This is a genomic window from Streptosporangium sp. NPDC000239 (genome assembly GCF_040300765.1).
GTDB lineage: Bacteria > Actinomycetota > Actinomycetes > Streptosporangiales > Streptosporangiaceae > Streptosporangium.
Genome location: NZ_JBEPEI010000017.1, coordinates 132,638 through 157,083, shown reverse-complemented (window position 1 = coordinate 157,083; position 24,446 = coordinate 132,638). Strand labels below are relative to the sequence as shown.

Sequence of the window (24,446 nt, the reverse complement as noted above, 5' to 3'; positions counted from 1 at the left end):
TGGAGCACGGCGCCGCCGTTCACGGCCGCGCCGTACCACGGAAGACGGAAGGTCGAAAAGCCATGAGAACTCCCCGGCTCGGCGGAGCCGTGACGATCGCCGCCGCACTGGTCCTGACGGGCTGCGGCACCACAGACTCCGGCCGGAACGCGCAGACCGGTACGGGCACGCCGAACGCCCAGGACCAGGGGGTCGCCTACGCGCGGTGCATGCGGGAGAACGGGGTGAAGATGCCCGACCCCGACCGGCCCGGGGCCGTCACCATCCCCAAACCGGGGAACACCGCCGCCCTGCAGGCCGCGATGAAGGCGTGCCGGCAGTACCTGCCCGTCAAGGCACAGGAGAAGATGGGCGGTTCCGAGGACATGGACCGGATGGTCGCGATCGCCCGGTGCCTGCGGGGCAAGGGCGTCGACGCGCCGGATCCCCAGCCAGGTCAGGGGCTCACCATCCGCGACCGGCTCAACGACCCCGAGGTGCGGCAGGCGCTGCTGGCCTGCCGGAAGTCGTCCTCCGGCGGCGCGGGATGAGGGACCCCTCCTTCCGCGACTTCTCACGCACCGGTGAGGCCGGCACCGCGCCCGGACCCGCCGCGAAGCGGCACCCCCGGCGCCGTCGCCGCCTGCTGTGGGCCGCCGCCGGTCTCGCGGTCGCCGTGGCCGCGACCGTCGTGGTCGTGACGCGGCCGCCGTCCCCCACCCCGGCGCCACGGGAGGCGGCCGTGACCACCGCCCCGGTGGTCCGCACCGACCTCGCCGACCACGAGGAGATCGACGGGACGCTGGGCTACTCCGGCTCCTATCTCGTCTCCGCCGACGGAGGCACCCTCACCTGGCTGCCCCCCACCGGACGGACCGTACGCCGGGGGCAGCGGGTGTACGGCGTGAACGGGCACTCCGTACCGCTCTTCTACGGGGCGACACCGCTGTGGCGCCCGCTGCGGCAGGGGGTGCGCGACGGGCAGGACGTCGCCGTCCTGGAGGGAAACCTGGTGGCGCTGGGCCACGGGCAGGACGTCACGGTCGACAGGCACTTCGGCTACACCACCTCGCGTGCTGTCCGGCGCTGGCAGCGTCACCTCGGCGTCGAACAGACCGGGGTGGTCAACCCCGGCGACGCCGTCGTCGCCCCGGAGGCCCTGCGGGTCGCCGCCGTGCCCGGCGTCTCGGGCGGCACCGCCGGCGGGGTCGTCGTCAGGGCCACCGGAACCCGGCAGGTCGTCAACGTCGACCTTCCGGTGAACCGGCGGCAGCTGGCCGTCAGGAACGCCAAGGTGAGCGTCGACCTGCCGGACGGGCGAACCGTGCCGGGACGCGTCCGGCGGGTGAGCGCGGTGGCCACCGCCCCGTCGGGCTCCGCCCAGGACCGACAGCCCGGTCAGGCCACCGGCGAGGCGACCGTCCCCGTCGAGGTGGTCCTCACCGGGCGTAAGGCCACCGGCGGGCTGGACGGCGCCCCGGTGACCGTGAGCTTCACCAGCCGGGTGGACCGGAACGTGCTCGCCGTACCCGTGGCCGCGCTGCTCGCCCGGAGCAAGGACTCCTACGCGGTCCGCGTCGTCGACGCGTCCGGCGCCGGACACGACGTCCCGGTACGGCTCGGCTCCTTCGCCCTCGGGCTGGTCGAGGTCAGCGGCCCCGGGATCACCGAGGGCGCACGCGTCGAGGTGCCGTCGTCATGACCGCCGTGATCACCGCTGAGAGGGTGTCCAAGACCTATCCGGGCGGGGTGGCGGCGGTGCGCGAGGTGTCGCTGTCGGTGCGTCGCGGGGAGCTGCTGGCCGTCGTCGGCCCTTCGGGTTCCGGCAAGTCGAGCCTGCTGCACATCCTGGGGGCGCTCGAACTGCCCGACAGCGGAACCGTCCGGATGTTCGGGCACGACCTGGCGACCCTCCGCGACCGGCAGATCTCCGCGGTCAGGGCGAGCTGGATCGGCTTCGTCTTCCAGCGGTTCTTCCTCACACCGCACCTCAGCGCGGTCGACAACGTGGCCACCGGACTGCTCTACCAGGGCGTGTCCGCCAGGACCCGCGCCCGGCGCGCCACCGCGGCCCTTGAGCGCGTCGGCCTGGGCCACCGGCTCGGCCACCGGCCGCACGAGCTGTCCGGCGGTGAACGGCAGCGGGTCGCGGTCGCCCGCGCCCTCGTCGCCGGTCCCGCGGTCGTCTTCGCCGACGAACCGACCGGCAACCTCGACTCCGCCTCGGGCGCGGGCGTGCTGAGCCTGCTCCGCGAACTGCACGCCGACGGCACCACGATCGTCATCGTCACCCACGACCAGGAGATCGCCCGCAGCCTGCCGCGCCGGGTGGAGATCCTCGACGGCCGGATCAACTACGACGGGAAGGGCTCATGAGCTCCGTACCGCTTCCTCCTTCGGCTCGGCTCTCCGCCGCCGTCGTCTTGCGGGTGTCGCTGGTGGGGTTGCGCGGACGGCCGTTGCGGGCGGCCCTCTCCGCGCTCGGCATCGCCATCGGCGTCGCCGCCATGGTCGCCGTGCTGGGCGTCGGCGCGGCCAGCAGACAGCAGTTGCTGGACCAGATCCGGACGCTGGGGACCGACATGCTCACCGTCCACCCCGGCCAGAGCCTGTTCGGGGAGAACGCCAGGCTGCCGGTGGAGTCGGTGGGCATGGTCGCCCGCGTCCCCTCGGTCCGGTCGGTCACCGCGGTCGGCGCCGTAGAGAACGGCACGGTGCGCCGTACCGACAAGATCCCGGAAGCGGACACCGGCGGGATCGCGGTGGCCGCGACCAGGCTCAACCTGCTCACCACGCTGGGGGGATCCGTACGTTCGGGAGTCTTCCTCAACTCCGCGACCGAGATGTATCCGGCCACGGTACTGGGCTCGGTCGCCGCAGGCAGGCTCGGAGTAGGACAGCCCGGCGCCCAGGTCTATCTCGCCGGGCACTGGTTCACCGTCATCGGCGTCCTGGACTCCCTGCCGCTCAACCCCGAGATCGACCGGTCGGCCCTGGTCGGCTGGCCGGTCGCCGAAGGACTCCTGGGGTTCGACGGCCACCCGACCACCCTGTACGAGCGCTCCGACGAGGAGGCCGTCACGGCGGTCAGGGAGGTGCTCGCCTCCGCGGTGAACCCGCGCGACCCCGAGGAGGTCCAGGTCAGCCGCCCCTCGGACGCCCTGACCGCCCAGCTCGCCGCCGCCTCGACCTTCAACTCGCTGTTTCTCGGCCTGGGCGCGGTCGCCCTGCTGGTCGGCGGCGTCGGGGTGGCCAACACCATGGTCATCTCCGTGCTCGAACGCCGCCAGGAGATCGGGCTCCGCCGCGCCCTCGGCGCCAACCGGGGTCAGATCCGGTTGCAGTTCCTGGCCGAGTCGGTCGTGCTGTCCCTCCTCGGCGGTCTGTCCGGCGTCCTGCTCGGCGTTCTCGTCACGCTGGGTTACGCGGCGTCCCGTGGCTGGCCGCTGGTCCTGCCCGTCCAGGCCCTGGCGGGCGGGGTCGTCGCCTCGACGCTGATCGGCGCGGTCGCGGGCCTCTATCCGGCGCGCGGGGCGGCCCGGCTCACGCCGACCCAGGCGCTCGCCACCGGATGACCCGGCTTGAGACCAGTGCCCGGGAAAGGGGCCCTCGGTCAGAACTCGTCGGCGCCGGTGACCTGGGCGACGACGAAGACGTGCCGGGAGGCGGCGCAGATCGTCTCCAGCACGTGGACCGGGGTGTCGTCGTCTCCGTAGCTCGCACGCAGCACCTGCACGATCCACTCGCCGGGGTCGAGTTCCAGGGTCACGGCCTCGAAGCCGCTCGGCGGGCGGGCCACCAGGTGCTCCTCGGCGTGGCCGAAGCGGTGGCCGAGGGCCTCGATGCCCGCCTGGAGCGTGGGCCGTACGAAGTCGGGGTCGCACAGCGGGGTGCCGCCGAACAGGTCGAGCCTGAAGTAGCTCGTGGCGATCCGCACCGGGACGTCACCGGCCAGCAGCAGCTTCCTGCGGGCCAGGACGTCGGTGCCCGGCTCGACGCGCAGCGCCGCCGCGACGTCACCGGAGGCCGGCTCCTCACCGACGCCCAGCATGCGGCGGCCCGGGGTGATCCCCTGCGCGGCGGCCTCGGTCATGAAGAGCGAGGCCGAGCCGCGTACGGCGGGCTGGGTCGGCAGCGAGCGCCGCACCACCACGCGGGGCGTCCTGTGGCCCGTGGCGCCGCTTTCCCGGCTCGGGTCCGCTGTCTCCTGAGATCCCACTGAAAGCTCCTCCACGGCGTTCCTGGCACCGGCTGAGGCCCAGCGGTCAGTAGGCGGGCAGCGTCCGCCGTCTGCGGCGCAGTGCCCAGGCCGCCAGGACGCCGCCGACCAGCCCGAACAGGTGCCCCTGCCAGGAGATGCCCGCCTCCCCCGGCAGCACGCCCCAGATGATCGAGTAGTACGCCACGGCGACGCCGACCGCGATGACGATGTCGAGGACGCTCCGGTCGAACAGGCCCCTGGCCACCACGAAGCCGAAGTAGCCGAAGACGAGCCCGCTCGCCCCGACCGTGACCACGTACGGCGAGCTGGTGAACCAGACGCCGAGGCCGCTGACCACGATGATGATCAGGCTGGCGAGCAGGAACCTGCCGATCCCGCGCAGTGCGGCGAGGAAGCCGAGGATCAGCAGGGGCAGCGAGTTGGCCATGAGGTGGCCGAAGCCCGCGTGCAGGAACGGCGCCAGGAGGATGCCGCCCAGTCCCTCGACGTCCCACGACCTGATGCCGTAGGCGTCGAACTCTCCGGGCAGGACGTAGTCGGCGACCTCGATCGCCCACATGCCGCCGACCAGGAGGATGACGAGGATCGCGGCTCCGGCCGCGCCCGCCGCCAGCTCACCCGCCCCGCGTCTGAGCCGCTCACCGGCCGGGCGTTCCGCCGGGGGAAATCGGTCGTCCATGCACTCTCCTGGCCTTCGGGAGCGGTCGCCACGCCCTTCCACCGTACGCATTCCAGGCGGGAAGTGCGCCGGGCGCGACCCGTACGGCCGTGCCCGGCGCCTCGAACGGGACTACTCGCCCTTCCAGACCGGGGCGCGCTTCTCGGCGAAGGCCGCCGCGCCCTCCTGTGCGTCCTTCGACGCGAACACCGGGTCGATGATCTCCGCCTGCCTGGCGAACATCTCCCCCGCGCTCCAGTCGGCGGACTCGACGATCACCCGCTTGGTCGCGGCGAGCGACAGCGGGGCGTTGGCCGCGATCCGCCCGGCCAGCTCGACCGCCCTGGTCAGCGCCTCGCCCTCGGGCGTGACGTGGTTGACCAGGCCGACCTCGCTCAGCCGTGCGGCGGGGAAGTGGTCGCCGGTCAGGGCGATCTCCATCGCGACGTGGTAGGGGATGCGCCGCGGCAGCCGCATCACGCCCCCGGCCGCCGCGACCAGGCCACGCTTGGGCTCGGGCAGGCCGAAGACGGCCTTCTCCGAGGCCACGATGATGTCGCAGGCCAGCGCGAGCTCGAAGCCTCCGGCCAGGGCGTAGCCCTCGACTGCGGCGACGATCGGCTTCCTCGGCGGCGCCTCGACGATGCCGCCGAAGCCCCTGCCCTCAAGGAAGGGCAGGTCTCCCTTGAGGAAGCCCTTCAGGTCCATGCCCGCGCAGAAGGTGCCGCCCGCCCCGGTCAGCACGTAGACCGAGACGTCCGCGCGTTCCTCGAACTCGTCGAGCACCGCGGCGATCCCCCTGGCGACCGCGCCGTTGATCGCGTTCCTGGCCTGGGGGCGGTTGATCGTGATGACCGCGACGCCGTCGCCGACCTCGGCGAGTACCTCATCAGACACCGGTTGACTCCTCTGGGCCGGGAACTACTTGGGCTGGAAACGGATGCCGCCGTCGAACCGGACGGTCTCGGCGTTCATGTAGTCGTTCTCGATCAGGGAGCGCACCAGGTGGGCGAACTCCTCCGGCCTGCCCATGCGCTTGGGGAAGACGACGGGGGCCACGAGCCTGGCCTTGAACTCCTCGGCGTTGTCGTTGAAGGCGTAGATCGGGGTGTCGATGATGCCGGGGCAGATCGTGTTGACGCGGATGCCGACGGGCGACAGGTCGCGCGCGGCGGGCAGGGTCATGCCGACGATGCCGCCTTTGGAGGCCGAGTAGGCCACCTGGCCCGTCTGTCCTTCGAGGGCCGCGACGGAGGCGGTGTTGACGATCACGCCGCGCTGGCCGTCCTCGTCGACCGGGTCGGTCTTGGCGATGGCGGCGGCGCCGATGCGCAGGAGGTTGAAGGTGCCGATCAGGTTGACCTCGATGACCTTGCGGTAGGAGGCCAGGTCGTGCGGTGAGCCGTCCCGGTTGACCGTACGGCCCGCCCAGCCGATGCCCGCGCTGTTGACCACGACGCGCAGCGGCCTGCCGGTCGCGACCGCCGCGTCGACCGCCGCCTGCACCTGCTGCTCGTCGGAGACGTCGGTCTTGACGAAGACTCCGCCGATCTCCTCGGCGACGAGCTTGCCGCGCTCCTCGTTGAGGTCGGCGACGACCACGGTGGCGCCGTGCGCGGCGAGATGACGGGCCGTGGCCTCACCGAGGCCGCTGGCACCGCCCGAGATGACTGCTGCTGCTCCGTTCAGGTCCATGAGCGGACTCTAACGCGGATACCGAATGAAGTTCTATCAGGGGTGCCCGTTGGATCTCAGCCCTCGCCGACCGCGGTGACCACGTCGGGATAGACCTTGATGCGGCGGTCGAGGCCGGTGGTGCGCAGAATCCTGGCCACCGGCGCCTGCGGGGCCGCGAGGCTGACGCCGCCCCCCTCGCCCGTGGCCAGTCGCCAGGCCTCGATGAGCACGGACAGGCCGCTTGAGTCCATGAACGACAGCGCGGTGAGGTCGAGGATCAGCCGGGACCCGTCGAGCTTGATCGCATCGCGAACCTCGTCTCGCAGAAAGGGGGCGGTGAACAGATCGAGTTCGCCCTCGACGGCCACCACCACGGCGTCACCGACGGCGCGGCGAGCCAGCCGTAGCTTCATCAGTCCTCCTCGCCCATGAGGCAGACCCACTTTACTTCGCCATCACCGTATGTGAGGTCCCGCGACTCTATGATCATTCGCACCGGGCGGAGGAAGAACCGCAAACGCCACACATCACCCTCACCCCGTTCCGCTTCCCCGTCAATGGAGCCACGGCCCAGCCACGGCGCCCCCGCCGATTTATACCGGAAAAATCACGAATAACGTGGGACAAAGATCATATAAACCGCTATCACAGCGAATCGATACACATGTCGACGATCATGGAGAATGCTCCGCTCGCGGGAGGGCGAAGCCGTACGGCAGTTCGAGACGGTGGGCGGCGAGCAGGTCGGAGTCGGCGAGGATCTTCGCGGTCGGCCCGTCGGCGGCGATCACGCCGCCGGACAGGACGAGCGCCCGTTCACACAGCTCCAGGGCGTACGGCAGGTCGTGGGTGACCATCAGCACGGTCACGTCCAGCCCCCTGAGGATCTCGGCCAGCTCGCGCCTTGAGGCCGGGTCCAGGTTCGACGACGGCTCGTCCAGCACCAGGATCTCCGGCTCCATCGCGAGCACGGTCGCCACCGCGACCCGGCGGCGCTGACCGAAGGACAGGTGGTGCGGCGGCCTGTCGATCGCCTCCAGCATGCCGACGCGGTCGAGGGCCTCCTCGACCCGGCGCCGTAGCTCCGGCCCCCTGAGGCCGAGGTTGGCCGGGCCGAAGGCGACGTCCTCCCGCACCGTCGGCATGAACAGCTGGTCGTCGGGGTCCTGGAAGACGAGCCCGACCCGCCTGCGGATCTCCTTGAGCGACTCCTTGCCGACCGGCAGCCCGGCGACCGTCACCGTGCCGTGCCCCGGGGTCAGGATGCCGTTGAGGTGCATCACCAGCGTGGTCTTGCCCGCGCCGTTCGGGCCGAGCAACGCGACCCGCTCCCCGCGCGCGATCTCGAAGTCGACGCCGAACAACGCCTGGGTGCCGTCCGGATAGGCGTACGCCAGGCGGCGCACCTCCAGCGAGGCGGTCATCACAGGCCTCCGTTCACGAGTGTCGTGCCGAGCAGCACCACGAGCGCCGCGCCCGGCAACATACCCGCAGTGAGCCACTGACGCGAGGAGGCGGACAGGTCCTGGATGACCGGCATCGAACCGGTGTAGCCCCGGCTGAGCATCGCCAGGTGCACCCGTTCCCCGCGCTCGTAGGAGCGGATGAACAGCGCCCCCGCCGATTTGGCGACCGCCGGGATGTGCCGGACGTCCCTGGCCGTGAAGCCCCGCGACTCCCTGGCCACCCGCATCCGGCGCATCTCGTCCACGATCACGTCCATGTAGCGGAGCATGAACATGGCGATCTGCACCAGCAGCGGCGGCAGCCGCAGCCGCTGGGCGCCGAGCAGCATCAGTCTCGGTTCGGTCGTCGCCGCCAGCAGCACGCTGGCGACCACCCCGAGCGTGGCCTTGGCCAGGATGTTCCAGGCCGCCCAGAGCCCCTCGACGCTGAGCGTGACCCCCAGGAACGGCACCCGTTCGCCGAACCCGATGAACGGCAGCGCCACCGCGAACACCACGAACGGCAGCTCGATCACCATCCGCCGCAGCACGAAGCCCGGCGGGACCCGGGCGGCGGACGCGACCACGCCGAGCAGGACCGCGTAGATCCCGAAGGCCCACAGCCACTCACGCGGGGTCGCCACGACCACCAGCGCGAAGGCCGCGACCGCCGCCAGCTTGCACTGGGGTGGCAGCCGGTGGACGAGGGTGTCCCCCGGCCGGTAGAGCTGGTGGCTGTGGCCCGCCCCCACTACGCGGTGACCTCGTCCTTCGCCGAGTCGTCACGGGACTCGCCCTGGTTGCGGCGCCGTACCGCGAAGAACAGGCCGCCGCCGACGGCGAGGGTCACCCCGACGCCGACCAGGCCGGCGACGCCGACCGGGATGCCGCCGACCTCGCCGTAGTCGGCCAGCGGCTGGTCACCGAGGGCGTGGTCACCGGCCTGGCCGATGAAGCCCTTGTCCTCGGCGACCCGCTCAAGGCCGTCGGGCGAGGAGGAGGCGTAGAAGCTGACGATCCCCGCCAGCAGCGCCGCGACCAGGACGCCGGCGGGCAGGAACCAGCCGATACGGCGCGGGGCCGTCGCCTTCGGGGTCGTGTCCACCGTGGTGGCCGCGCCGTCGGCGCCCCTGAGCACCAGGGGAGCGGCCAGCCCGCGCGCGCCGTAGACCAGGTCGGGCCTGACCGCGAGCACGGTGCTGACGGTGACCGCGGTGATCAGACCCTCGCCGATGCCGATGAGCACGTGCACGCCGCCCATGGCCATGGCGACCGTGCCGACCTCGATGGGCGCGGTGCCGCCGATCCAGAACAGCAGCGCGAAGGAGATCGCCGAGACCGGCACCGAGACCAACGCCGCGACGAAGGCGCCCGCGACCACCGTGCCCCTCCCGCGCGCCCTGCTCGTGACCAGGCGGAAGACGGCCCAGCCCGCCAGGACGGCGACGATGCCCATGAGGGTGATGTTCACCCCGAGCGCGGTCAGGCCGCCGTCGGCGAAGAAGAATCCCTGTACCAGCAGGACGACGGCCACGCACAACACCGCCGTGTACGGCCCGACGAGTATCGCCGCGAGCGTGCCGCCGAGCAGGTGCCCGCTGGTGCCCGCCGCGACCGGGAAGTTGAGCATCTGGACGGCGAAGATGAAGGCGGCGACCAGACCCGCCATGGGCGCGGTCTTGTCGTCGAGCTCCTTACGAGCCCCCCGCAGACAGACTCCCACACCGGCGGCCGCGACGGCCCCGGCCGAAATCGACACGGCTGCGTTGAAGAAGCCATCGGGTACGTGCACGGCAAGCCTCCGGGGATGCGAAATCCTCCTTACTTTAAGCCATGGGCTTGCACTTGCAAGAGAGTGGCATTAGCGGAGGACGCGGCGGGCGAACGACCTCGGGGTGAACGTCCGCACGACCGCGCTCAGCCGCCCCTTGCCCGTGGTCGCGTAGGGCCTGACGCTGCGTCTGACCAGCCCGCGCCACCAGGTGCGCGGCGGCGCGACGATCTCGGCGGGCGCCTCGACCCTGAACCGCGCGGGCGGTCCGCCCAGGTCGAGTTCCAGGTAGGCGTCCCAGGTGCCGGGTCCCAGTCTGCCGAGTGCCTGCCGCATGGCGAACGTCCCCCCCTCCTCGACCTCGACCGGCTCGCGCCACTCCTTCCCCGACCACCGCTCCCGCCACACCAGGTGCCGTACGGCCCGCGTCCCCGGCGCCGCCGAGCCGACGCTGACCCGCCCGTCGAGCGCCAGCCGGTTCCCGGCCGTCCAGCGGGTCCCGGTCAGCCGGACGCGGCCCGGCACCCGCACCACGTGTCCGCCGACGTCGAGGCTGAGGTTGCCGTGCGACCTGGTGAAGTACGGCAGGGCGACGACACCGCCGATCATCCGGGGGGCGGGCCGGGTGACCGGCTCGTCCCGGTCGGCGCCGAGCCGTACCAGACGGGTGACGCCCTCGCACTCGACGTTCAGATAGACGTCCCAGACCCCGGAGGACAGCGTGGTGACGTCCACGACGGCGCTGAAGCCCTCGTGGTCGCCGCCGACCGGGAACACCCGCTCGACCGGGCGCCCACGGTCGCCCTCCACCGCGCCGCCGCGCAGCCGCAGCACCAGGTCGAGGCCGCCCGCGACGAGGTCGGGGCCCCCGTCCCGTTCGAGGGCGTCCAGCGCGACCCGGCCCGTGACGACCAGCCCGTCCCGCGGGTCCCAGTCCAGGCCGGTCAGCCGCCTGCGAACCACGGCCGACTCGATGTGCGCGAGCCGTACCAGGCGGTCGACGTCCTGGAGGGCGGCGACGCGGCCCCGGTCGATGGGGTTGAGGCGTTCGCGGACGCCGTCGGTCAGCCACCGCTCGCACATGTCGGCGACCTCGGCGGCGATCTGCCTGCGCGTCTCCTCCCCGGCGTCGAGGAAGGGCCTGCCGAGGTTGCTCAGCGCGTCCATCCTGAAGTGCCGCCCGAGCAGGTGGTCGCGCAGCGCCCCGGGACGCACGTGGCCGACCATCAACTCGACCGACTTCTTGATCATCCGAATCCAGGCGACCGGGTCGCGGCTGCCCGGCTGCTGCATGATGCTGCTGCCGTCCGGCCTGGCGACCAGGTGGTAGCAGTCGTAGTCGGCGACGACGGAGATCACCTCAGCGTGGCAGTAGGCGTGGGTGGTGAAGAACACGTCCTCCCCGACCAGCAGCGTCTCGTCGAAGCGGATGCCGTACCGCTCGATCATCTCCCTGCGGAAGAGCTTGAAGCAGCTCAGGCTGTTGTAGACGCGGCTCTCCTCCAGCGTGACCCGCTCGGCGTTCTCCCGGAACATCGAGACGGGGGCCCTGCGATCGTGCCCGACGATCTTTCCGAGCACCATGTCCGAGCCGTTGCGCTCGGCCATCGCGAGCATCCGTTCGAGTGCCTCGGGGCCGAGGTAGTCGTCGGCGTCGCAGAAGAACACGTACTTGCCCCTGGCCAGGGCCAGGCCGACGTTGCGGGGACGGCCCGCGCCGCCGGAGCGCTCCACGCGGACGACCCGCACGACCCCCCGGTGGTGGGCGGCGTAGAGGTCGAGCAGTTCGGCGCCGCCGTCGGTCGAGCCGTCGTCGACGACGATGATCTCCCTGTTGACCCGCTGCACCAGCAGCGAGGTCAGGCACCTGTCGAGATAGGGGCGGCAGTTGTGGACCGGGACGATGACGCTGACGTCGATGTCGGGGTGCTGCGTCTCCTCCCGCGCGGCCCAGCGTCCGGGCCCCGCGGCCTCGTCTCCGGCCGCCCGCTCACCGCTTCCCGCACGGACCGCTCGAATGATCGTCCCCGTCACCGCTGTGCCCCCCGTCGGTTACTCAACGTCACGCAGCGTTCCAGTATGTGACGATGGGCCGCGCGTGTGGGGCGGATCCGGTTTCTTGGCCCTCTCCGCCTTCGCCCGGCCTCGCCGCGCCTGGTGAAAACCCCCTTTTTCTTACGGCTTCGCACGGCTTGGCGTTTCGCGCGTCTTGTCGCCTTGTCGCCCTTTGGTACCCCCGGCCCGTCACCCTGTGTCGTCGCGCCGGAGCCTCCCGAGTTCCTCGACCGCCGCCAGCGCCGTCCGCCACGGCTTGGAGCCGTTCCAGGCCTCGTTCGCCGGGTCGAGGAGCACGCGCACCCCCTCGGCGCGCAGCGTCTCGACACCGCGCAGGAACGGCAGGCGGGAGGCGAGGGCCGCGTTGACGAAGGGCACGACGACCACCGGGATGCCCAGGCCGGGAGCCTCGGCGAGCAGGCCGAGCGCGTAGGTGTCGGCGATGCCCTGGGCGAACTTGTTGACGGTGTTGTAGGTGGCCGGGGCCACGACGATCGCGTCGGCCCTGGGCGGCTTGGGCTCGTCCGGCCTGCGGTAGCGGCTCTTGACGGGACGCCCGGTCAGCTCCTCGAAGGCGGGGACGTCGAAGAAGCCCAGCGCCGAGGGGGTGGCGACGACCTGGACCTCCCATCCCTCATCGAGGGCCGCCGCGACCAGGTCCTGTGCCGTGGGGGCCGCTCCGGCCGCGCAGACGATCACATAGAGGACGCCCTTGGGCGCCGGGGGACGGTTCATGGAACAAGTCTCGGACACCCGGAAACAGCCTTGGAGCCGGGACGGCTATCGACATCTCACCCAAAATCACGAAAAATCCGTATGTTTCCGTGTGACTTGCCCGGGAATTTCCATGCCGTTCCGTTATGAGAAGAAACCCGTGTGGCCCGTGGGACGTCTTTTCCAACAGGAGGGCACATGGCAACACTCGACGATCTTGTGGACGCGGACCTCCTTCTGGAGCTGCTCCTCGTCGAGGCGTTGCACGTCGAGGCCGAGCGCCTCGCGGCCGGCCGAAGGACCGGCCCCGACTCCGGCGAGGGGAGCCGGGGCCTCGGGTCCACGCCGCGCCGCCCGCGGGGTCAGTGAAGGTGGATCATCCCCCGGGCGGCCATCTCCTCGATGTACCTCGCCCAGTCACGTGTGATCTTGTTCTCGAAGTCGGCGTGCACCGCCTCACGCTCCCGCGCGGTCAGGTGCTCCCGCTCCCCTCCGGGGTAGGTCACCGTCGCCCCCTCCGGTGAGCCGTCCAGCAGGAACAGGTAGCCGCGCCTGCTGACCTCCAGGAACATGCCGAACGTCGGCAGCTCCTGGATCTCGCGCAGCGCCGCCTCCCAGTCCACCTCGACCCCCTGCCAGCTGTTGTCCCGTTCGGCCAGCCACCGGGTGAGGTCGCTGAACCAGACACCTCTGCGGCCGGGGTTCTCCTTGACGTGGAAGTGGGCCACCGCGAAGACCCCTTCCGCGTTCTCCGAGACCTGGCTCCTGGGGACGAGCGGCGGCGCGACGACGTAGGCGGCCTCCGCGGTCGCGGCGTCCTGCCGGGAGTCGGGCCAGGGCAACGCGAAGACGAGCCAGTACGCGGGTTCCTGGAGCTTTCTCAGTTCCTGCGAGGTTGGAGAGGTCATATGCGGTTTCTCCTTTGGGGGCTGAGATCACCGTACTGATCGAACCCCCAGTAACCCGGAGAACCACCAAAAAACCATCGTGTTAACGGGCGAGGGCCGCCAATTCCCTCAGAACAACCGGCCAAGCCTCACTTTCCGGGTCAATAACCACAAAATGCCCGGCGCCGGGAATCCGTACCAGCGAGGCCTCGGGGTGGGCGGCGACGTAGGACTCGGAGACCTCGACGGGCACGCGCTCGTCGTCGGTGCCGTGCACGAGCGTCACCCGCCCGGCGCCGGGGCGCAGCCGTACCGGATCGAGGTCGGGGCGCTCGTCCGGCGGACGGCCGAGGAAGTCGGCGACCGCGCCCTCGTCGAGGTCGAGCCGGTGCGCGAGCCGCAGGTCGGCCACCGGGGCCAGGGCGAGGACCGCGGCCTCCCCCGGGCTCGCGAGCAGGGCCAGGTGGCCGCCTGCCGAGTGACCGGCGACCACCATGGGACCGGACGCGGGACCGAGCGCGGCGAGCGCGGCACGGACGTCCTCGACCGCCGCGTCCGGACGGCCCGGCTCGCGGCGGTACTCGACCGCGGCGACGTTCCAGCCCGCCTCGCGCAGCGCGTTCGCCATCGGACGCAGGTGGACCCGGTCGTACTCGGGACGCCAGAACCCGCCGTGGACCAGCGCGACCGTCGGCCCCGGCCCGTGCCACAGGTCGCTCACCTGGTCGGGAGCCGGGCCGTACGCGACGGTCTCGTCAGGACCGGGCGCGTGCCTCCCGAGGACCGACCTGTCCTCGCTCACGACGACCTCACGACGACCTCACGACGGCCTCATGACGGCCTCACGACCTGCGCCTGAGCCCGGCCAGGCCCGCGACGACCGCCCCGGCCAGTACGGCCGCCGCCCCGGCGAGCAGCCGCTGCTGGGCGCGCACCCGGCGCCTGACCTGGGCGTAGGGCACCGTGGAGAAGGAGACCAGCTCGTACCGGGACACATAGCGGCCGGGCAGCGCCCGCTCCAGCCGGTGCTCGACCCCCTTGACCAGCCGGAACACCGGAGAGGCGACCTTGTCGCGCATCTCGATGAAGTTGTCCAGGGCCATCTCGGCGATCGCGTCGGCGTTCTCCTTGCGCCGCCGTTCGAACAGCGGCAGGGCGCTGGACCAGGAACCGCCGGTCTCGTCGAGACACTGGTCGAGCACGACCACGTCCTCGAAGCCGCAGTTGGCTCCCTGGCCGTAGAACGGCACGATCGCGTGCGCCGCGTCACCGATCAGGCCGACCCTGCCGTCCGACTGCCAGGGCGCGCAGCGGACCGTGCCGAGCAGGCCGACCGGGTTGTGCGTGTAGTCGTCGACCAGGGTCGGCGCCAGCGGCACCACGTCCGGGTAGTTGGCGCGGAAGTGGCGTTCGACGGCCGCCGGGCTGCTCAGCGAGGCGAAGCTTCCGGTGCCGCCGGTCGGCCAGAACATCGTGCAGGTGAAGGACCGGTCGGGGTTGGGCAGCGCGATCATCATGGACGTGCCGCGCGGCCAGATGTGCAGCGCGCCCGGGTCCAGCGCGAACTCCCCGTCGACCGCGGGGATCGTCAGCTCCTTGTAGCCGTAGTCGAGGAAGTCCAGGCTCTCCTCGATGTCCCGGTGCGCGAGCAGCTGCCCCCGTACGGCGGAGCCCGCCCCGTCCGCGCCGAGCACGACGTCGGCGACCGTCTCGACCGGCCCGTCGGCCGTCTCGAAGGTCATCGCCCCGGTCGCCGGGTCGAGCCCGGTCAGCCGGTGGCCGAAGAAGACCTTCACCCCGGGGGCGGCCTCCGCGGCGTCCAGCAGCGTGTTGTTGAGCGCTCCCCGGCTGATCGAGTTGATCGCCATCTCGCCGTCGTGGCTGTAGGGCTGGAAGTCGAGCGGGCCGCTCACCGGGTGGATCATCCGGCCGCGCATCGGCAGCGCGTCGGCCATGACCCGCTCCTCAAGGCCGATCCTGCGCAGGGCGTCCCGGCCGCGCTCGGAGATGGCCAGGTTGATCGACCGGCCGCGCTCCGGCTTACCGGTACGCGGGTCGGGGCGGCGCTCGTAGACGGTCACGTCGAGGCCGCGACGGGCCAGATAGCAGGCGAGCAGGCAGCCGGTGAGCCCGGCGCCGACGACGGCAACGGTCACGACTCCTCCTGGACACAGTCGGCCAGCGCGACGGCGGCGCGCCAGCAGTCGTGGTAGGTCGAGTAGAGCGGGGTCGGCGCCATCCGGACGATGTCCGGCTCACGGGCGTCGGTGACGACCCCGTGCTCCCGGCGCAGCCGCCAGGCCAGCTCCGCGGCGCTGCCGCTCCCGATCCGCAGGGAGAGCTGGCAGCCCCGGCGCCCCGGCTCCCGCGGGGTGACCACGCTGAGCGGCCGGGAGGGGACGACCACGTCGAGCAGGCTCTCCAGGTATCCGGTGAGCCGCACGCTCCGGGCCCGCAGCTCGGCCATCCCGACCTGGTCGAACAGTTCGAGCGAGGTGCGCACCGGGCCCATGGCGTAGATCGGCGGGTTGGAGATCTGCCAGGCGTCGGCGGTCGCGGGCGGCCGGGAGACCGGGGCCATCTGGAAGCGGGTCTCCTGCTCGGTGCTCCACCAGCCCTCGAAGCGCGGCAGCGTGGGGTCGCCCAGGTGCCGCTGGTGGACGAAGACGCCGCCGAGGGCGCCGGGCCCGGAGTTGAGGTACTTGTAGGAGCACCAGGCGGCGAAGTCCGGCCCCCACTCGTGCAGGCTCAGCGGAACGTTCCCGGCGGCGTGCGCCAGGTCCCAGCCCACGACCGCCCCGGCCGCATGCCCGGCCGCGGTGATCGCGGGGATGTCCATCAGCTCGCCGGTCAGGTAGTTCACCCCGCCGAGCATCACCAGCGCGACCGTCTCGCCCTCCCGGGCCAGGAAGTCGAGGACCTGCCGCCCGTCGCGGAGCCGTACCACCGTGGTCTCCGGGTCGAGGCCGTGGAAACGGGCCTGGCTGCGCACCGCGTAACTGTCCGAGGGGAAGGCCGTGTCCTCGATGACGATCTTGGTGCGCCGCCCCCCGGGCCGGTAGAACGACACCATCAGCAGGTGCAGGTTGACCGTCAGCGAGTTCATCACCACGGTCTCCTCGGGCAGCGCGCCGACCAGACGGGCGGCGGGCTCGGTGAGCAGCTCGTGGTAGGGCAGCCAGGGGCGCTCGGCCTCCATGTGACCCTCGACGCCGAGTCTCGCCCAGGCCTCCAGGTCGGCGAGCAGCTCCGTCCTGGTCGCCCTCGGCTGCAGGCCGAGCGAGTTGCCCGCCAGGTAGGCGCTCTCCGGGTAGTCCCCGCCCTCCGCCGGCGGGACGAGGAAGAGGTCCCGGTTGCCGGGATCCTCCGCGTCGCGCCGCAGCGCCTCCTCCTGCATCTCCTGGATCGACAGGCCGGTTCTCAACGAGTGGGTCATACGTCTCTCTCTTCACACGTGGGCTACGAACCGGCCGCGGCGAGGTGCGGGCCGCTGGTTCCCCCATGATGACGGCGTACAGCGGAGCAAAGGAATGCCATATCAACGGGTGTATCTGGATATAGGTGCTGATTGGTGCTTACATTGCGGCTTTCACCTTCCGAATGGAAGGGCACCGTACGAGATGGCATCCTGATGCGGTGATCCGCCCAAGGCCGTCCCTCCCTCCGCCCCCTCCCACGGCCTCCTCCGGGATCACCCCCGCGACCGTCTCCGGAACCGATCTCCCGACGGCCTCCGGGGTCGCGCCCGTGGCTCCCTCGCCCCTCACCGAGCTGTGCGACCCCCGCCTCGCCGGGGCCGGTGTACGGCTGCTCCTCAAACGTGATGATCTCATCCACCCCGATCTTCCGGGCAACAAGTGGCGCAAGCTCCGATACAACCTGACACGGGCCGCCGAACTGGGACACGACACGCTGCTGACCTTCGGGGGCGCCTACTCCAACCACCTGCGGGCCGTCGCCGCGGCCGGTGCCCGCTTCGGGTTCCGGACCGTCGGGGTCGTGCGCGGGGAGGAGCACCTGCCGCTCAACGAGGTCCTGGCCTTCGCCGTCGGGCGCGGGATGCGGCTGACCTACCTCGACCGCACCACCTACCGGGCCAAGCACACCGCCCCCGTCGTCGAGACGCTGCGGGAACGGTTCGGCCGGTTCTACCTGCTGCCCGAGGGCGGCAGCAACGCGCAGGCCGTACACGGCTGTGCCGAACTGCCCGGGGAGATCGCCGTGCCGTACGACGTCGTCTGCTGCCCGGTCGGCACCGGCGGCACGCTCGCGGGCATCGCCGCAGGTCTGGAGCCCGGACGGCGGGCGCTCGGCGTCTCGGTGCTACGCGGCGGAGGGTTCCTCACCGAGGAGGTCACCCGCCTGCAGACCGAGGCGTACGGCCACGCCTCCGGCAACTGGTCGATCGCCCTCGACTTCCACTCGGGCGGCTACGCCAGGAGCGACGCCGCCCTCGACGCGTTCGTCACCGACTTCACCGCCCGGCACGGCCTGCGCCTGGACCGGATATACGTGGCCAAGATGATGCGGGCGATCTTCACGATGACCGGGGACGGCGCCTTCCCGCCCGGCACGGTGCTCGTCGCCGTCATCACCGGCCCCATGACCCCTCCCCCCGGCTGACCCGGCTCAGCTCCGGGCGGCGCGTTCGATCGCCACCCCCACCCCGTCGAGCAGGTGGTTCAGGCCGGCGCGGAAGTCGTCGTCCGGCCCGGCCCCCGGGTTGGGGGCGAACACCCCGGCCCGCACGGCGCCGGCCAGCGCGGGGAACCGGCCGGGGTCGACCAGCTCGGTGAGCAGGACGGCGTACGCCTCGTCGGCCCCCTCCCCCGGTTCTGCGGCCATGGACGTCAGGAGCTGGGCCGCGCCACGCACGTAGTGCGTCACCAGCATGACCACCGAGATCCGGGTCCGCAGGTCCAGCGGTGTGCCGCCGAGGGTGCGCAGTGCGGCCTCCAGCCAGGCGAGCTGGCCGGGATCGGCAGGCGGGGAGTTCACCAGCTGGACGATCCACGGATGCCGCGCGTAGACGCCGAACAGCTCGACGGCCCACCGGGTGAGTGAGCCGCGCCAGTCGGCCGGTGCCGTGTCGAACTCCGGCGGCGGCCCGGGGGCGGCGTCCAGCATGAACAGCTGCAGGTCGTCCTTGCCCGCCACATGCCGGTACAGCGACATGGGCGCGCAGCCGAGCCGTTCGGCGAGCCGGGCCATGGACAGCGCGGCCAGCCCCTCCTCGTCGGCGAGGGCGACGGCCGCCGCCACGATCCGCTCCAGGCTGAGCGCGGGCGTGCGTCCCCGCCCCTTCGGCTTGGCCCGCCCCCACAGCACGTTCAGCGCGTGCGGCAGCTCGTTTCCGGTGTCGTCCCGCATTCCAGGAGCCTATCAGTTTGCGTATCTCATACGCCTTGCGTGGGACATACGCATTGCGTATAAGGTACGCAATGAGCGTATGTCATACGCATCCCACTCAACCCCCTTGGAGTCGTCATGCACACGACGATCGACAGCCCCCAACCGGCACCGGCCCGCCGCCGTCCGTGGTGGAGACGCCCCTGGACGGCGCCCCTCGGCCTGGTCATGGCCGGGTTCCTCGCGTTCTCGCTGCCGCCGTACCTGACCGGTGACCCGTCGCAGTCCCGGGTGCCGCAGCCGGAGGGGTTCGGCCTGCACTACCCGCTGCTCGTGGCACACGTGCTGTTCGCCACGATCGCCATGGTCACCGCGTTCTTCCAGGTGTGGCCGTGGTTTCGCAGGCGGCACCCGGTGTGGCACCGGCGCGCCGGACGGGCCTACGTGTTCGCCGGAGTGTTACCGGCCGGGCTGACCGGCCTGGTCATCGGGGCGCGCTCCCCGTTCGGGCTGTTCCTCGCGGTCAGCGACGTGCTCCTCGCCCTGCTGTGGCTCACCTTCACCGTGGCGGGCTGGCGCGCCGCCCGCGCCCGCCGGTACGCCGGTCACCGGCGCTGGATGCTGCGCAGCACCGTGCTGACCTACTCCATCATCACCAACCGGGTGTGGACCGCGATTCTGATCATCGTCCTGCCCCCGCTGCAGGACACCGTCTTCCACGGCGACCCCGACCTGATGGCGTGGACGATCTCCGGCCTGTCCGGCTGGCTCGGCTGGACGGTCCCGCTGCTGATCGTGGAGTGGTATCTGGAGCGCGAGGTGGCCCGCCGTGGCCGCCGCACCGCACTCGCGACCTGACCCCGAACCCCGGAACCACCGCAGCCGGTTCCGGGGCGTTCGCCTCACGACTACCCCGAACCCCAAAACCGCATATTTCCCGCTATTCGCGGGCATGCCATCCGGCGTCGAGTACGCCTCCATCCGACCACGACACGAGGACGACGGACATGCGGCTCACCCTCGCCACCGACCCCGCCTCCCCGGACCGTCCCAACGAGGACTTCGTCGGGGTCACCTCCGGCGCGGTGGTTCTCCTGGACGGGGCGGGCGTCCCGAGCGGCATGGAGTCCGGCTGCTCACACGGGGTCGCCTGGTACGCCCGCACGCTCGGCTCCACCCTGCTGGCCGAGGTGACCCAGAGCGCCGCTCCCCTGGCCGAACTGCTCACCAGGTCGATCAAGACCGTCGTCTCGCTGCACGACTTCACCTGCGACCTGTCCCACCCCGGCACCCCCTCGGCCACGGTCGCGATGCTGCGCCGTACGGACGACACCCTGGAATGGCTGGTGCTGGCCGACTCCGTGATCATCATCGACACCGGTACGGCGGAGCCGACCGTGCTCAGCGACGACCGGCTCGAACGGACCGGCGTGCTCCACCGGACCGAACTGGACGCCCTGACGAACGGAACCCCCGAACACTCCGAGGCGCTACGCCGCTACATCGAGATCATGCGCGGCCACCGCAACCGTGAGGGCGGCTTCTGGGTCGCCTCGGCCGACCCCCTCGCCGCCGCACGTTCCCTGACCGGATCCGTCCCCGCCGAACGGGTACGGTCCGCGGCCCTGCTCAGCGACGGCGCCTCCCGCCTGACCGACCTCTTCGGCCTGGCCACCTGGCGACAGCTCCTCGACCTCCTCACCCGCGACGGCCCGCAAGGACTGATCGCCCAGGTCCGCGCCGCCGAACACGACGACCCGTACGGCTCGCACCGGCCCCGCCACAAAACCCACGACGACGCCACCGCCGCCCTCTGGACGTTCCGGTGAGCCCTCCCCTTCGGCCGGGTCGCGGCTCGATCGGGAAGTCCCGGTGTCCTCGGCCCTTCGCTCACGACGGCCCGCGGCCAGGCCGTTCCGACACGGTGGCGGTGTCCCCATGTCCGTGCGAAGTACCTGCCCGACCGGGGACACTGGAACGGTGTCTGAGACCTCCCGTCCCGCGCCGCCCGTGACCAACGTCTCGATCGTGGTCCTGACGTTGGCGCACCAGGTCGAGGCGGAGCTGAACAGGGCTCTGGCGCCGTTGGATCTGACGGTGAGCAGGCTGGGGCTGCTGGCGCACATCAAGGCCGTGCCCGGGGTGTCGTTCAGCGACCTGGCACGCATGTCGGGGATCACCGTGCAGAGCGTGCACACGGCGGTGAAGACGCTGGAACGAGCGGGACTGGTGCGCGACAGCAGTGCCCGCGCCGGCTCCGCGTCGGTCATCGAGGTGACAGCCGAGGGCGCGCGCCTGCTACGAGCGGCACAGGAAGCGGCGGACCAGGTGGACGAGCACCTGTTCGGCCCGGACTCCGATCCGACGCGCCGACGGGTGGGCGAGGCCATCCGGGCCGCCTTCCGTACCGCCGGCTGATCCCTCCTCGGCGGCCTGACCGCCGTACGTCTGCGAACCCCATCTTTCAGGCTGACTGAAGCATGGTCTAGGCTTCAGCCAACCTGAAGGTCGAAGGGAGACATCCGTGCTGGAAGACGTTCTGCTGGTGGTACATGTCCTGGCCGCCATCGTGTTCGTCGGCGGCTCCGCCGTCGCGACGAGCCTGTTCCCCCGCTACGCGCCTCTCGCCGCGGCCGTTCCCCCAGACGCCCCATCCGACCAGGGAGAACGCAGCCCCGCTGTCGCGACCGCGATGCACCGCATCACCCGGGGCTACGCCGTGGCCGCTCTCGCCGTTCCCGTGGCCGGTCTCGTCCTCGCAGCCGTGCAGGGCCGGACGGGAGAGATCTGGATCATCCTGTCGATGGTCCTCACCGCAGGAGCGGCGGGCCTGCTGGTCACCCAGATCGTCCCGCGCCAACGTGCGGCACTCGACACCCCCGGCCCGGCCGCACCACTGCGCAGACTGTCCATGCTCGCCGGGCTGTACAACCTGATCTGGGCGGTCGTCGTGATCATGATGATCGTCCGCCCCGGATCCGAAGCATGAGCCGTGCGCCTCTCGGCATCCCGCGTCGGGCAGGAAGGAGCGATCCCGACGAGTCCCTCCCCAGGCCGGGCGTGACCGAAGCCTCCGCCCCCGAGCCCGCCCGATACGCCGAAGGCTCCGGAAGTGGAACCGGTGTGGTTCCCGCCGGCCGGGCCGCCCCCGCACGCTGACCGAACGGCGGCTACGGCACGCGTCACCGACTCCCGGCTACTGGATGGAGACGCTGCCGATGAACTCCCACGTGTTGCGCTGCTCGGGCCCGAGAGCACCGAGTATCCGGCTGTTGCACCTGTCTCCTCTGTAGAGGATGGCCGCCGTGTTGGTCCGGTTGGTCGCCGAGAGCCGCCCCATGACGGTGTAGCAGCCGCTGGGGTTGTGGTGGCGACGGCCGTTGATCCACAGCGTGCCCTTCGCCGCCCAGGCCGAGCCGGACGGAACCACGACCACGGCCGTGGCGGCGACGACGGTGGCCAGGGCGGTGGTGAACGGAGGGCGGGTCAGGCGCACGAGATGGTCCTTCCGTGAGGTGGATGACCTCACGGAACATAACCAGCCATGACCAAAAGTAGTCGATCGATCGCCCAGTGTTTCGGTAAGGGCGCCGTCACCTCCGCCCACACGACCCTTCAGGCCACCCCCGCCTCCTCCACTCGGCCCGGTCCACAACCGGTGTGGGCGGGTCCCTTCATCGGCGCGGACGAGTAACCCCGCGCCTCCCCATCACGGCGGTTTCGGGAAAAAGAAAGAGCCTCGGATACCTGGGGGACTACAAGGGAACCGAACCCTGACTGAGGTTACAAAGTCTTGGTACGCGGCCTGCCGAGGTCACGTATGACCCCGGCTTGGGTAGCGTGATCATTACAAGGCAGGTTCTCTGTCGGAGACAGAAAAGGCTGAACATGCAGGGCGGGCAGGCACCCTTATGGCGGGTAGGCCTTCGTGGCCTCTTGCAAGGAGCCGTGGGAGGTTTCCTCGCAAGCCTCCTCGCTCTTTGGTTCCACAACCACGACCTTTGGCCCCTGGACACAGTCTTCAACTGGCAGAGCGTCATCGGCTACACGGTGCTGTTGGGTTGGATCAGCGGCTTCGGCGCGGTCCTCACCGAGCGCAGACGTCGAAAGGCCGTGGCCAAGGAGACAGGCGAAGCAGCAACTAAGTCAAACACGTGACACGGCGGTGAAGGACGAGCCGATCCACAGAATCCGTACCAGGTCAAAGGCGCCGGACACTCCGGAACGACAGGTGATCCCCTCGCCAAGACCGTCGGGATCCTGGACCATGTTCACGATCCTCCTGTATTGGACCGGTCGTCGCATGGGCGCTTCCCTCCGGCTTCGGAGCTCGCCGAGCCGTACGAGAACAGGTGAGACGGAAAACGAAGATCGAGAGCTAGGGGCACGTAGGTGACACACGGCCGAGGGAAGAACCAGAAATGACAAAGGCCCAGGTCAGGGACATGTCCCTGACCTGGGCCTTTGCTTCACGAGCCGACGAGGGGAATCGAACCCCTGACCTACAGTTTACAAGACTGTTGCTCTGCCGATTGAGCTACGTCGGCATGGTCAACTGATGAGTGTAGTCGGCCCGCACCGTGGACGTCACCGACGGAGCCCCCGAAACGCCGATTTCCGTACAGCCGGGCCGCCGCGAGACTGCGGCGGCCAAGAGACAGCCGGGGCGGTACAGGACGGGCGGACGCCACCCCGCCGGGAAAGGTCAGCGGCGGCGGTGGCGGGCCACCTCGTACAGGGCGATGCCCGCGGCGACACCCGCGTTGAGCGACTCGGCGGCGGCGTGCATGGGAATGCGCACCACCAGGTCGCAGGACTCGGCGACCAGGCGGGACAGGCCCTTGCCCTCCGAGCCGACCACGACGACCAGGGGACCGTCGAGGAGGTTGGCCTTCTCCAGGTCAACGCTGCCCTCGCCGTCGAGGCCGACGACGAACAGGCCCGCCTCGCGGTACTCCCGCAGGGCGGAGGTCAGGTTGGAGGCCCGGGCGACGGTCAGGGTGGCCAGCGTGCCCGCCGAGGTCTTCCAGGCCCCTCCGGTGACCCCGGCCGAGCGGCGGGAGGGAACCAGCAGGCCGTGGGCGCCGAAGGCGGTGGCCGAACGGGCGATGGCGCCGAGGTTACGCGGGTCGGTGACACCGTCGAGCGCGACGATCAGCGGCACCTCCCCGGCCTCCTGGGCGATGCGCACGAGGTCGTCGGGGTGGGCGTACTCGTACGGCGGGATCTGCAGGGCGACGCCCTGGTGGATGCCGCCTTCGGTGAGCCGGTCCAGCTTCTCCCTGCCGACCTCAAGCAGCGCGATGCCCCGCTCGGCGGCGAGCCGTACGGCCTCCTTGACGCGGTCGTCGTTGTCGATGCGCAGGGCGACATACATGGCGGAGGCGGGCACACCAGCGCGTAGCGCCTCCAGGACGGGGTTGCGCCCGCCGATGTACTCGGGGGCGTCCTCGCTGCGCCTGGCACGCGTCTGCGGGCGCTGGGAGGTGGTCCTGCCGGTGCGCTCCTCCCGCTCGACCCGCTCGGCCCTGGCCTTGTCCTTGTGCCAGTGCCTCATGTGCGCCGGCGGGGTCGCCCCCTTGCCCTCAAGGCTTCGGCGCTTGTTACCGCCCGTGCCCTTGGTCGGACTCTTCTTCTTCGCGGGTCGTCCGGACCCTCTACCGCCAGCAGCCATGGTGTCTAGGGTATG

Annotated in this window: 27 protein-coding genes and 1 tRNA gene; 10 read left to right on the top strand and 18 right to left on the bottom strand. The window is 71.0% G+C overall.

Annotation, left to right across the window (positions count from 1 at the left end; translation table 11 throughout):
• The first annotated feature begins 62 nt into the window (after positions 1–62).
• Genes ABT340_RS32565 through ABT340_RS32550 form a run of 4 tightly spaced genes read left to right on the top strand, consistent with a single transcriptional unit; the run spans position 63 to position 3,554 of the window.
• A complete protein-coding gene (locus ABT340_RS32565) occupies positions 63–530 on the top strand; it encodes a hypothetical protein (protein WP_352014705.1) in 468 nt (155 codons plus the stop codon).
• Positions 527–1,681, top strand: a complete 1,155-nt coding sequence (locus tag ABT340_RS32560; protein WP_352014704.1) for a peptidoglycan-binding protein — start codon at positions 527–529, stop codon at positions 1,679–1,681. The genes ABT340_RS32565 and ABT340_RS32560 overlap by 4 nt, the downstream gene beginning before the upstream one ends.
• On the top strand, positions 1,678–2,355 hold the full coding sequence (locus tag ABT340_RS32555) for an ABC transporter ATP-binding protein (RefSeq protein WP_352014703.1): 678 nt from the start codon (positions 1,678–1,680) through the stop codon (positions 2,353–2,355). The genes ABT340_RS32560 and ABT340_RS32555 overlap by 4 nt, the downstream gene beginning before the upstream one ends.
• A complete protein-coding gene (locus tag ABT340_RS32550) occupies positions 2,352–3,554 on the top strand; it encodes an ABC transporter permease (protein ID WP_352014702.1) in 1,203 nt (400 codons plus the stop codon). The genes ABT340_RS32555 and ABT340_RS32550 overlap by 4 nt, the downstream gene beginning before the upstream one ends.
• Positions 3,555–3,592: 38 nt before the next feature.
• Here the strand turns inward: ABT340_RS32550 and ABT340_RS32545 are convergent, their stop codons facing one another.
• The 10 genes from ABT340_RS32545 to ABT340_RS32500 all read right to left on the bottom strand — a co-directional run bounded on the left by ABT340_RS32545 (position 3,593) and on the right by ABT340_RS32500 (position 12,542).
• On the bottom strand, positions 3,593–4,132 hold the full coding sequence (locus tag ABT340_RS32545) for a GntR family transcriptional regulator (protein ID WP_352014701.1): 540 nt from the start codon (positions 4,130–4,132) through the stop codon (positions 3,593–3,595).
• Between the two features lie 112 nt (positions 4,133–4,244).
• Positions 4,245–4,880, bottom strand: a complete 636-nt coding sequence (locus tag ABT340_RS32540) for a rhomboid family intramembrane serine protease (RefSeq protein ID WP_352014700.1) — start codon at positions 4,878–4,880, stop codon at positions 4,245–4,247.
• Positions 4,881–4,991: 111 nt separating this feature from the next.
• A complete protein-coding gene (locus ABT340_RS32535) occupies positions 4,992–5,756 on the bottom strand; it encodes a crotonase/enoyl-CoA hydratase family protein (protein ID WP_352014699.1) in 765 nt (254 codons plus the stop codon).
• A gap of 24 nt (positions 5,757–5,780) precedes the next feature.
• Entirely contained in the window at positions 5,781–6,554 is a 774-nt protein-coding gene (locus tag ABT340_RS32530; RefSeq protein WP_352014698.1) for an SDR family oxidoreductase, read from the bottom strand.
• Between the two features lie 56 nt (positions 6,555–6,610).
• A complete protein-coding gene (locus tag ABT340_RS32525; protein WP_352014697.1) occupies positions 6,611–6,949 on the bottom strand; it encodes an STAS domain-containing protein in 339 nt (112 codons plus the stop codon).
• A gap of 261 nt (positions 6,950–7,210) precedes the next feature.
• Complete coding sequence (locus ABT340_RS32520; RefSeq protein WP_352014696.1) at positions 7,211–7,960, bottom strand: energy-coupling factor ABC transporter ATP-binding protein; 750 nt, start codon at positions 7,958–7,960, stop codon at positions 7,211–7,213.
• Complete coding sequence (gene cbiQ / locus ABT340_RS32515; protein ID WP_352014695.1) at positions 7,960–8,733, bottom strand: cobalt ECF transporter T component CbiQ; 774 nt, start codon at positions 8,731–8,733, stop codon at positions 7,960–7,962. Before cbiQ ends, ABT340_RS32520 begins: the two co-directional genes overlap by 1 nt.
• Positions 8,733–9,773: an energy-coupling factor ABC transporter permease gene (locus ABT340_RS32510; protein ID WP_352014694.1), complete on the bottom strand. Its 1,041-nt coding sequence runs from the start codon at positions 9,771–9,773 to the stop codon at positions 8,733–8,735. Before ABT340_RS32510 ends, cbiQ begins: the two co-directional genes overlap by 1 nt.
• A gap of 69 nt (positions 9,774–9,842) precedes the next feature.
• Positions 9,843–11,786 (bottom strand): glycosyltransferase family 2 protein, encoded by a 1,944-nt coding sequence (locus tag ABT340_RS32505; protein ID WP_352014693.1) that lies wholly within the window; start codon positions 11,784–11,786, stop codon positions 9,843–9,845.
• Between the two features lie 210 nt (positions 11,787–11,996).
• Positions 11,997–12,542 (bottom strand): flavoprotein, encoded by a 546-nt coding sequence (locus tag ABT340_RS32500; RefSeq protein ID WP_352014692.1) that lies wholly within the window; start codon positions 12,540–12,542, stop codon positions 11,997–11,999.
• A gap of 177 nt (positions 12,543–12,719) precedes the next feature.
• Between ABT340_RS32500 and ABT340_RS32495 the strand changes: the two genes are divergently transcribed.
• The gene (locus tag ABT340_RS32495) at positions 12,720–12,890 is read left to right on the top strand and encodes a hypothetical protein (RefSeq protein ID WP_352014691.1); all 171 of its coding nucleotides are present in this window, start codon (positions 12,720–12,722) and stop codon (positions 12,888–12,890) included.
• Here the strand turns inward: ABT340_RS32495 and ABT340_RS32490 are convergent.
• The 4 genes from ABT340_RS32490 to kynU all read right to left on the bottom strand — a co-directional run bounded on the left by ABT340_RS32490 (position 12,884) and on the right by kynU (position 16,844).
• Complete coding sequence (locus ABT340_RS32490; protein ID WP_352014690.1) at positions 12,884–13,429, bottom strand: hypothetical protein; 546 nt, start codon at positions 13,427–13,429, stop codon at positions 12,884–12,886. The genes ABT340_RS32495 and ABT340_RS32490 overlap by 7 nt on opposite strands.
• Positions 13,430–13,511: 82 nt before the next feature.
• Positions 13,512–14,210, bottom strand: a complete 699-nt coding sequence (locus tag ABT340_RS32485; RefSeq protein WP_352014689.1) for an alpha/beta hydrolase — start codon at positions 14,208–14,210, stop codon at positions 13,512–13,514.
• A gap of 40 nt (positions 14,211–14,250) precedes the next feature.
• Positions 14,251–15,564, bottom strand: coding sequence for an FAD-dependent oxidoreductase (locus ABT340_RS32480; protein WP_352014688.1), 1,314 nt, complete (start codon positions 15,562–15,564; stop codon positions 14,251–14,253).
• The gene (kynU, locus tag ABT340_RS32475) at positions 15,561–16,844 is read right to left on the bottom strand and encodes a kynureninase (RefSeq protein WP_352014687.1); all 1,284 of its coding nucleotides are present in this window, start codon (positions 16,842–16,844) and stop codon (positions 15,561–15,563) included. Before kynU ends, ABT340_RS32480 begins: the two co-directional genes overlap by 4 nt.
• A gap of 200 nt (positions 16,845–17,044) precedes the next feature.
• Here kynU and ABT340_RS32470 point away from each other — a divergent pair, with 200 nt between their 5' ends.
• Entirely contained in the window at positions 17,045–18,031 is a 987-nt protein-coding gene (locus ABT340_RS32470; RefSeq protein WP_352014686.1) for a 1-aminocyclopropane-1-carboxylate deaminase/D-cysteine desulfhydrase, read from the top strand.
• A 6-nt stretch (positions 18,032–18,037) separates the two neighbouring features.
• Here ABT340_RS32470 and ABT340_RS32465 read toward each other — a convergent pair whose 3' ends face one another.
• Entirely contained in the window at positions 18,038–18,778 is a 741-nt protein-coding gene (locus ABT340_RS32465; RefSeq protein ID WP_352014685.1) for a TetR/AcrR family transcriptional regulator, read from the bottom strand.
• 117 nt (positions 18,779–18,895) lie between these two features.
• Here ABT340_RS32465 and ABT340_RS32460 point away from each other — a divergent pair, with 117 nt between their 5' ends.
• The 4 genes from ABT340_RS32460 to ABT340_RS32445 all read left to right on the top strand — a co-directional run bounded on the left by ABT340_RS32460 (position 18,896) and on the right by ABT340_RS32445 (position 21,746).
• Positions 18,896–19,615, top strand: coding sequence for a DUF2306 domain-containing protein (locus ABT340_RS32460; RefSeq protein WP_352014684.1), 720 nt, complete (start codon positions 18,896–18,898; stop codon positions 19,613–19,615).
• 149 nt (positions 19,616–19,764) lie between these two features.
• Entirely contained in the window at positions 19,765–20,586 is an 822-nt protein-coding gene (locus ABT340_RS32455) for a protein phosphatase 2C domain-containing protein (RefSeq protein ID WP_352014683.1), read from the top strand.
• Positions 20,587–20,737: 151 nt separating this feature from the next.
• The gene (locus ABT340_RS32450) at positions 20,738–21,175 is read left to right on the top strand and encodes a MarR family winged helix-turn-helix transcriptional regulator (RefSeq protein WP_352014682.1); all 438 of its coding nucleotides are present in this window, start codon (positions 20,738–20,740) and stop codon (positions 21,173–21,175) included.
• Positions 21,176–21,281: 106 nt separating this feature from the next.
• On the top strand, positions 21,282–21,746 hold the full coding sequence (locus tag ABT340_RS32445) for a hypothetical protein (protein WP_352014681.1): 465 nt from the start codon (positions 21,282–21,284) through the stop codon (positions 21,744–21,746).
• A gap of 207 nt (positions 21,747–21,953) precedes the next feature.
• Here the strand turns inward: ABT340_RS32445 and ABT340_RS32440 are convergent, their stop codons facing one another.
• From ABT340_RS32440 to rlmB, 3 genes are all read right to left on the bottom strand, one after another.
• Positions 21,954–22,253, bottom strand: coding sequence for a hypothetical protein (locus tag ABT340_RS32440; protein WP_352014680.1), 300 nt, complete (start codon positions 22,251–22,253; stop codon positions 21,954–21,956).
• A 978-nt stretch (positions 22,254–23,231) separates the two neighbouring features.
• Positions 23,232–23,304 (bottom strand) — tRNA-Thr (locus tag ABT340_RS32435).
• A gap of 158 nt (positions 23,305–23,462) precedes the next feature.
• Entirely contained in the window at positions 23,463–24,431 is a 969-nt protein-coding gene (gene rlmB, locus ABT340_RS32430) for a 23S rRNA (guanosine(2251)-2'-O)-methyltransferase RlmB (protein WP_352014679.1), read from the bottom strand.
• Positions 24,432–24,446 lie beyond the last annotated feature (15 nt).

Coding starts and splice junctions, on each gene's coding strand:
- ABT340_RS32565 (WP_352014705.1), top strand. CDS start 63: ATGAGAACTCCCCGGCTCGGCGGAGCCGTGACGATCGCCGCCGCACTG.
- ABT340_RS32560 (WP_352014704.1), top strand. CDS start 527: ATGAGGGACCCCTCCTTCCGCGACTTCTCACGCACCGGTGAGGCCGGC.
- ABT340_RS32555 (WP_352014703.1), top strand. CDS start 1,678: ATGACCGCCGTGATCACCGCTGAGAGGGTGTCCAAGACCTATCCGGGC.
- ABT340_RS32550 (WP_352014702.1), top strand. CDS start 2,352: ATGAGCTCCGTACCGCTTCCTCCTTCGGCTCGGCTCTCCGCCGCCGTC.
- ABT340_RS32540 (WP_352014700.1), bottom strand. CDS start 4,880: ATGGACGACCGATTTCCCCCGGCGGAACGCCCGGCCGGTGAGCGGCTC.
- ABT340_RS32530 (WP_352014698.1), bottom strand. CDS start 6,554: ATGGACCTGAACGGAGCAGCAGCAGTCATCTCGGGCGGTGCCAGCGGC.
- ABT340_RS32525 (WP_352014697.1), bottom strand. CDS start 6,949: ATGAAGCTACGGCTGGCTCGCCGCGCCGTCGGTGACGCCGTGGTGGTG.
- ABT340_RS32520 (WP_352014696.1), bottom strand. CDS start 7,960: ATGACCGCCTCGCTGGAGGTGCGCCGCCTGGCGTACGCCTATCCGGAC.
- ABT340_RS32500 (WP_352014692.1), bottom strand. CDS start 12,542: ATGAACCGTCCCCCGGCGCCCAAGGGCGTCCTCTATGTGATCGTCTGC.
- ABT340_RS32495 (WP_352014691.1), top strand. CDS start 12,720: ATGGCAACACTCGACGATCTTGTGGACGCGGACCTCCTTCTGGAGCTG.
- ABT340_RS32490 (WP_352014690.1), bottom strand. CDS start 13,429: ATGACCTCTCCAACCTCGCAGGAACTGAGAAAGCTCCAGGAACCCGCG.
- kynU (WP_352014687.1), bottom strand. CDS start 16,844: ATGACCCACTCGTTGAGAACCGGCCTGTCGATCCAGGAGATGCAGGAG.
- ABT340_RS32465 (WP_352014685.1), bottom strand. CDS start 18,778: ATGCGGGACGACACCGGAAACGAGCTGCCGCACGCGCTGAACGTGCTG.
- ABT340_RS32460 (WP_352014684.1), top strand. CDS start 18,896: ATGCACACGACGATCGACAGCCCCCAACCGGCACCGGCCCGCCGCCGT.
- ABT340_RS32455 (WP_352014683.1), top strand. CDS start 19,765: ATGCGGCTCACCCTCGCCACCGACCCCGCCTCCCCGGACCGTCCCAAC.
- rlmB (WP_352014679.1), bottom strand. CDS start 24,431: ATGGCTGCTGGCGGTAGAGGGTCCGGACGACCCGCGAAGAAGAAGAGT.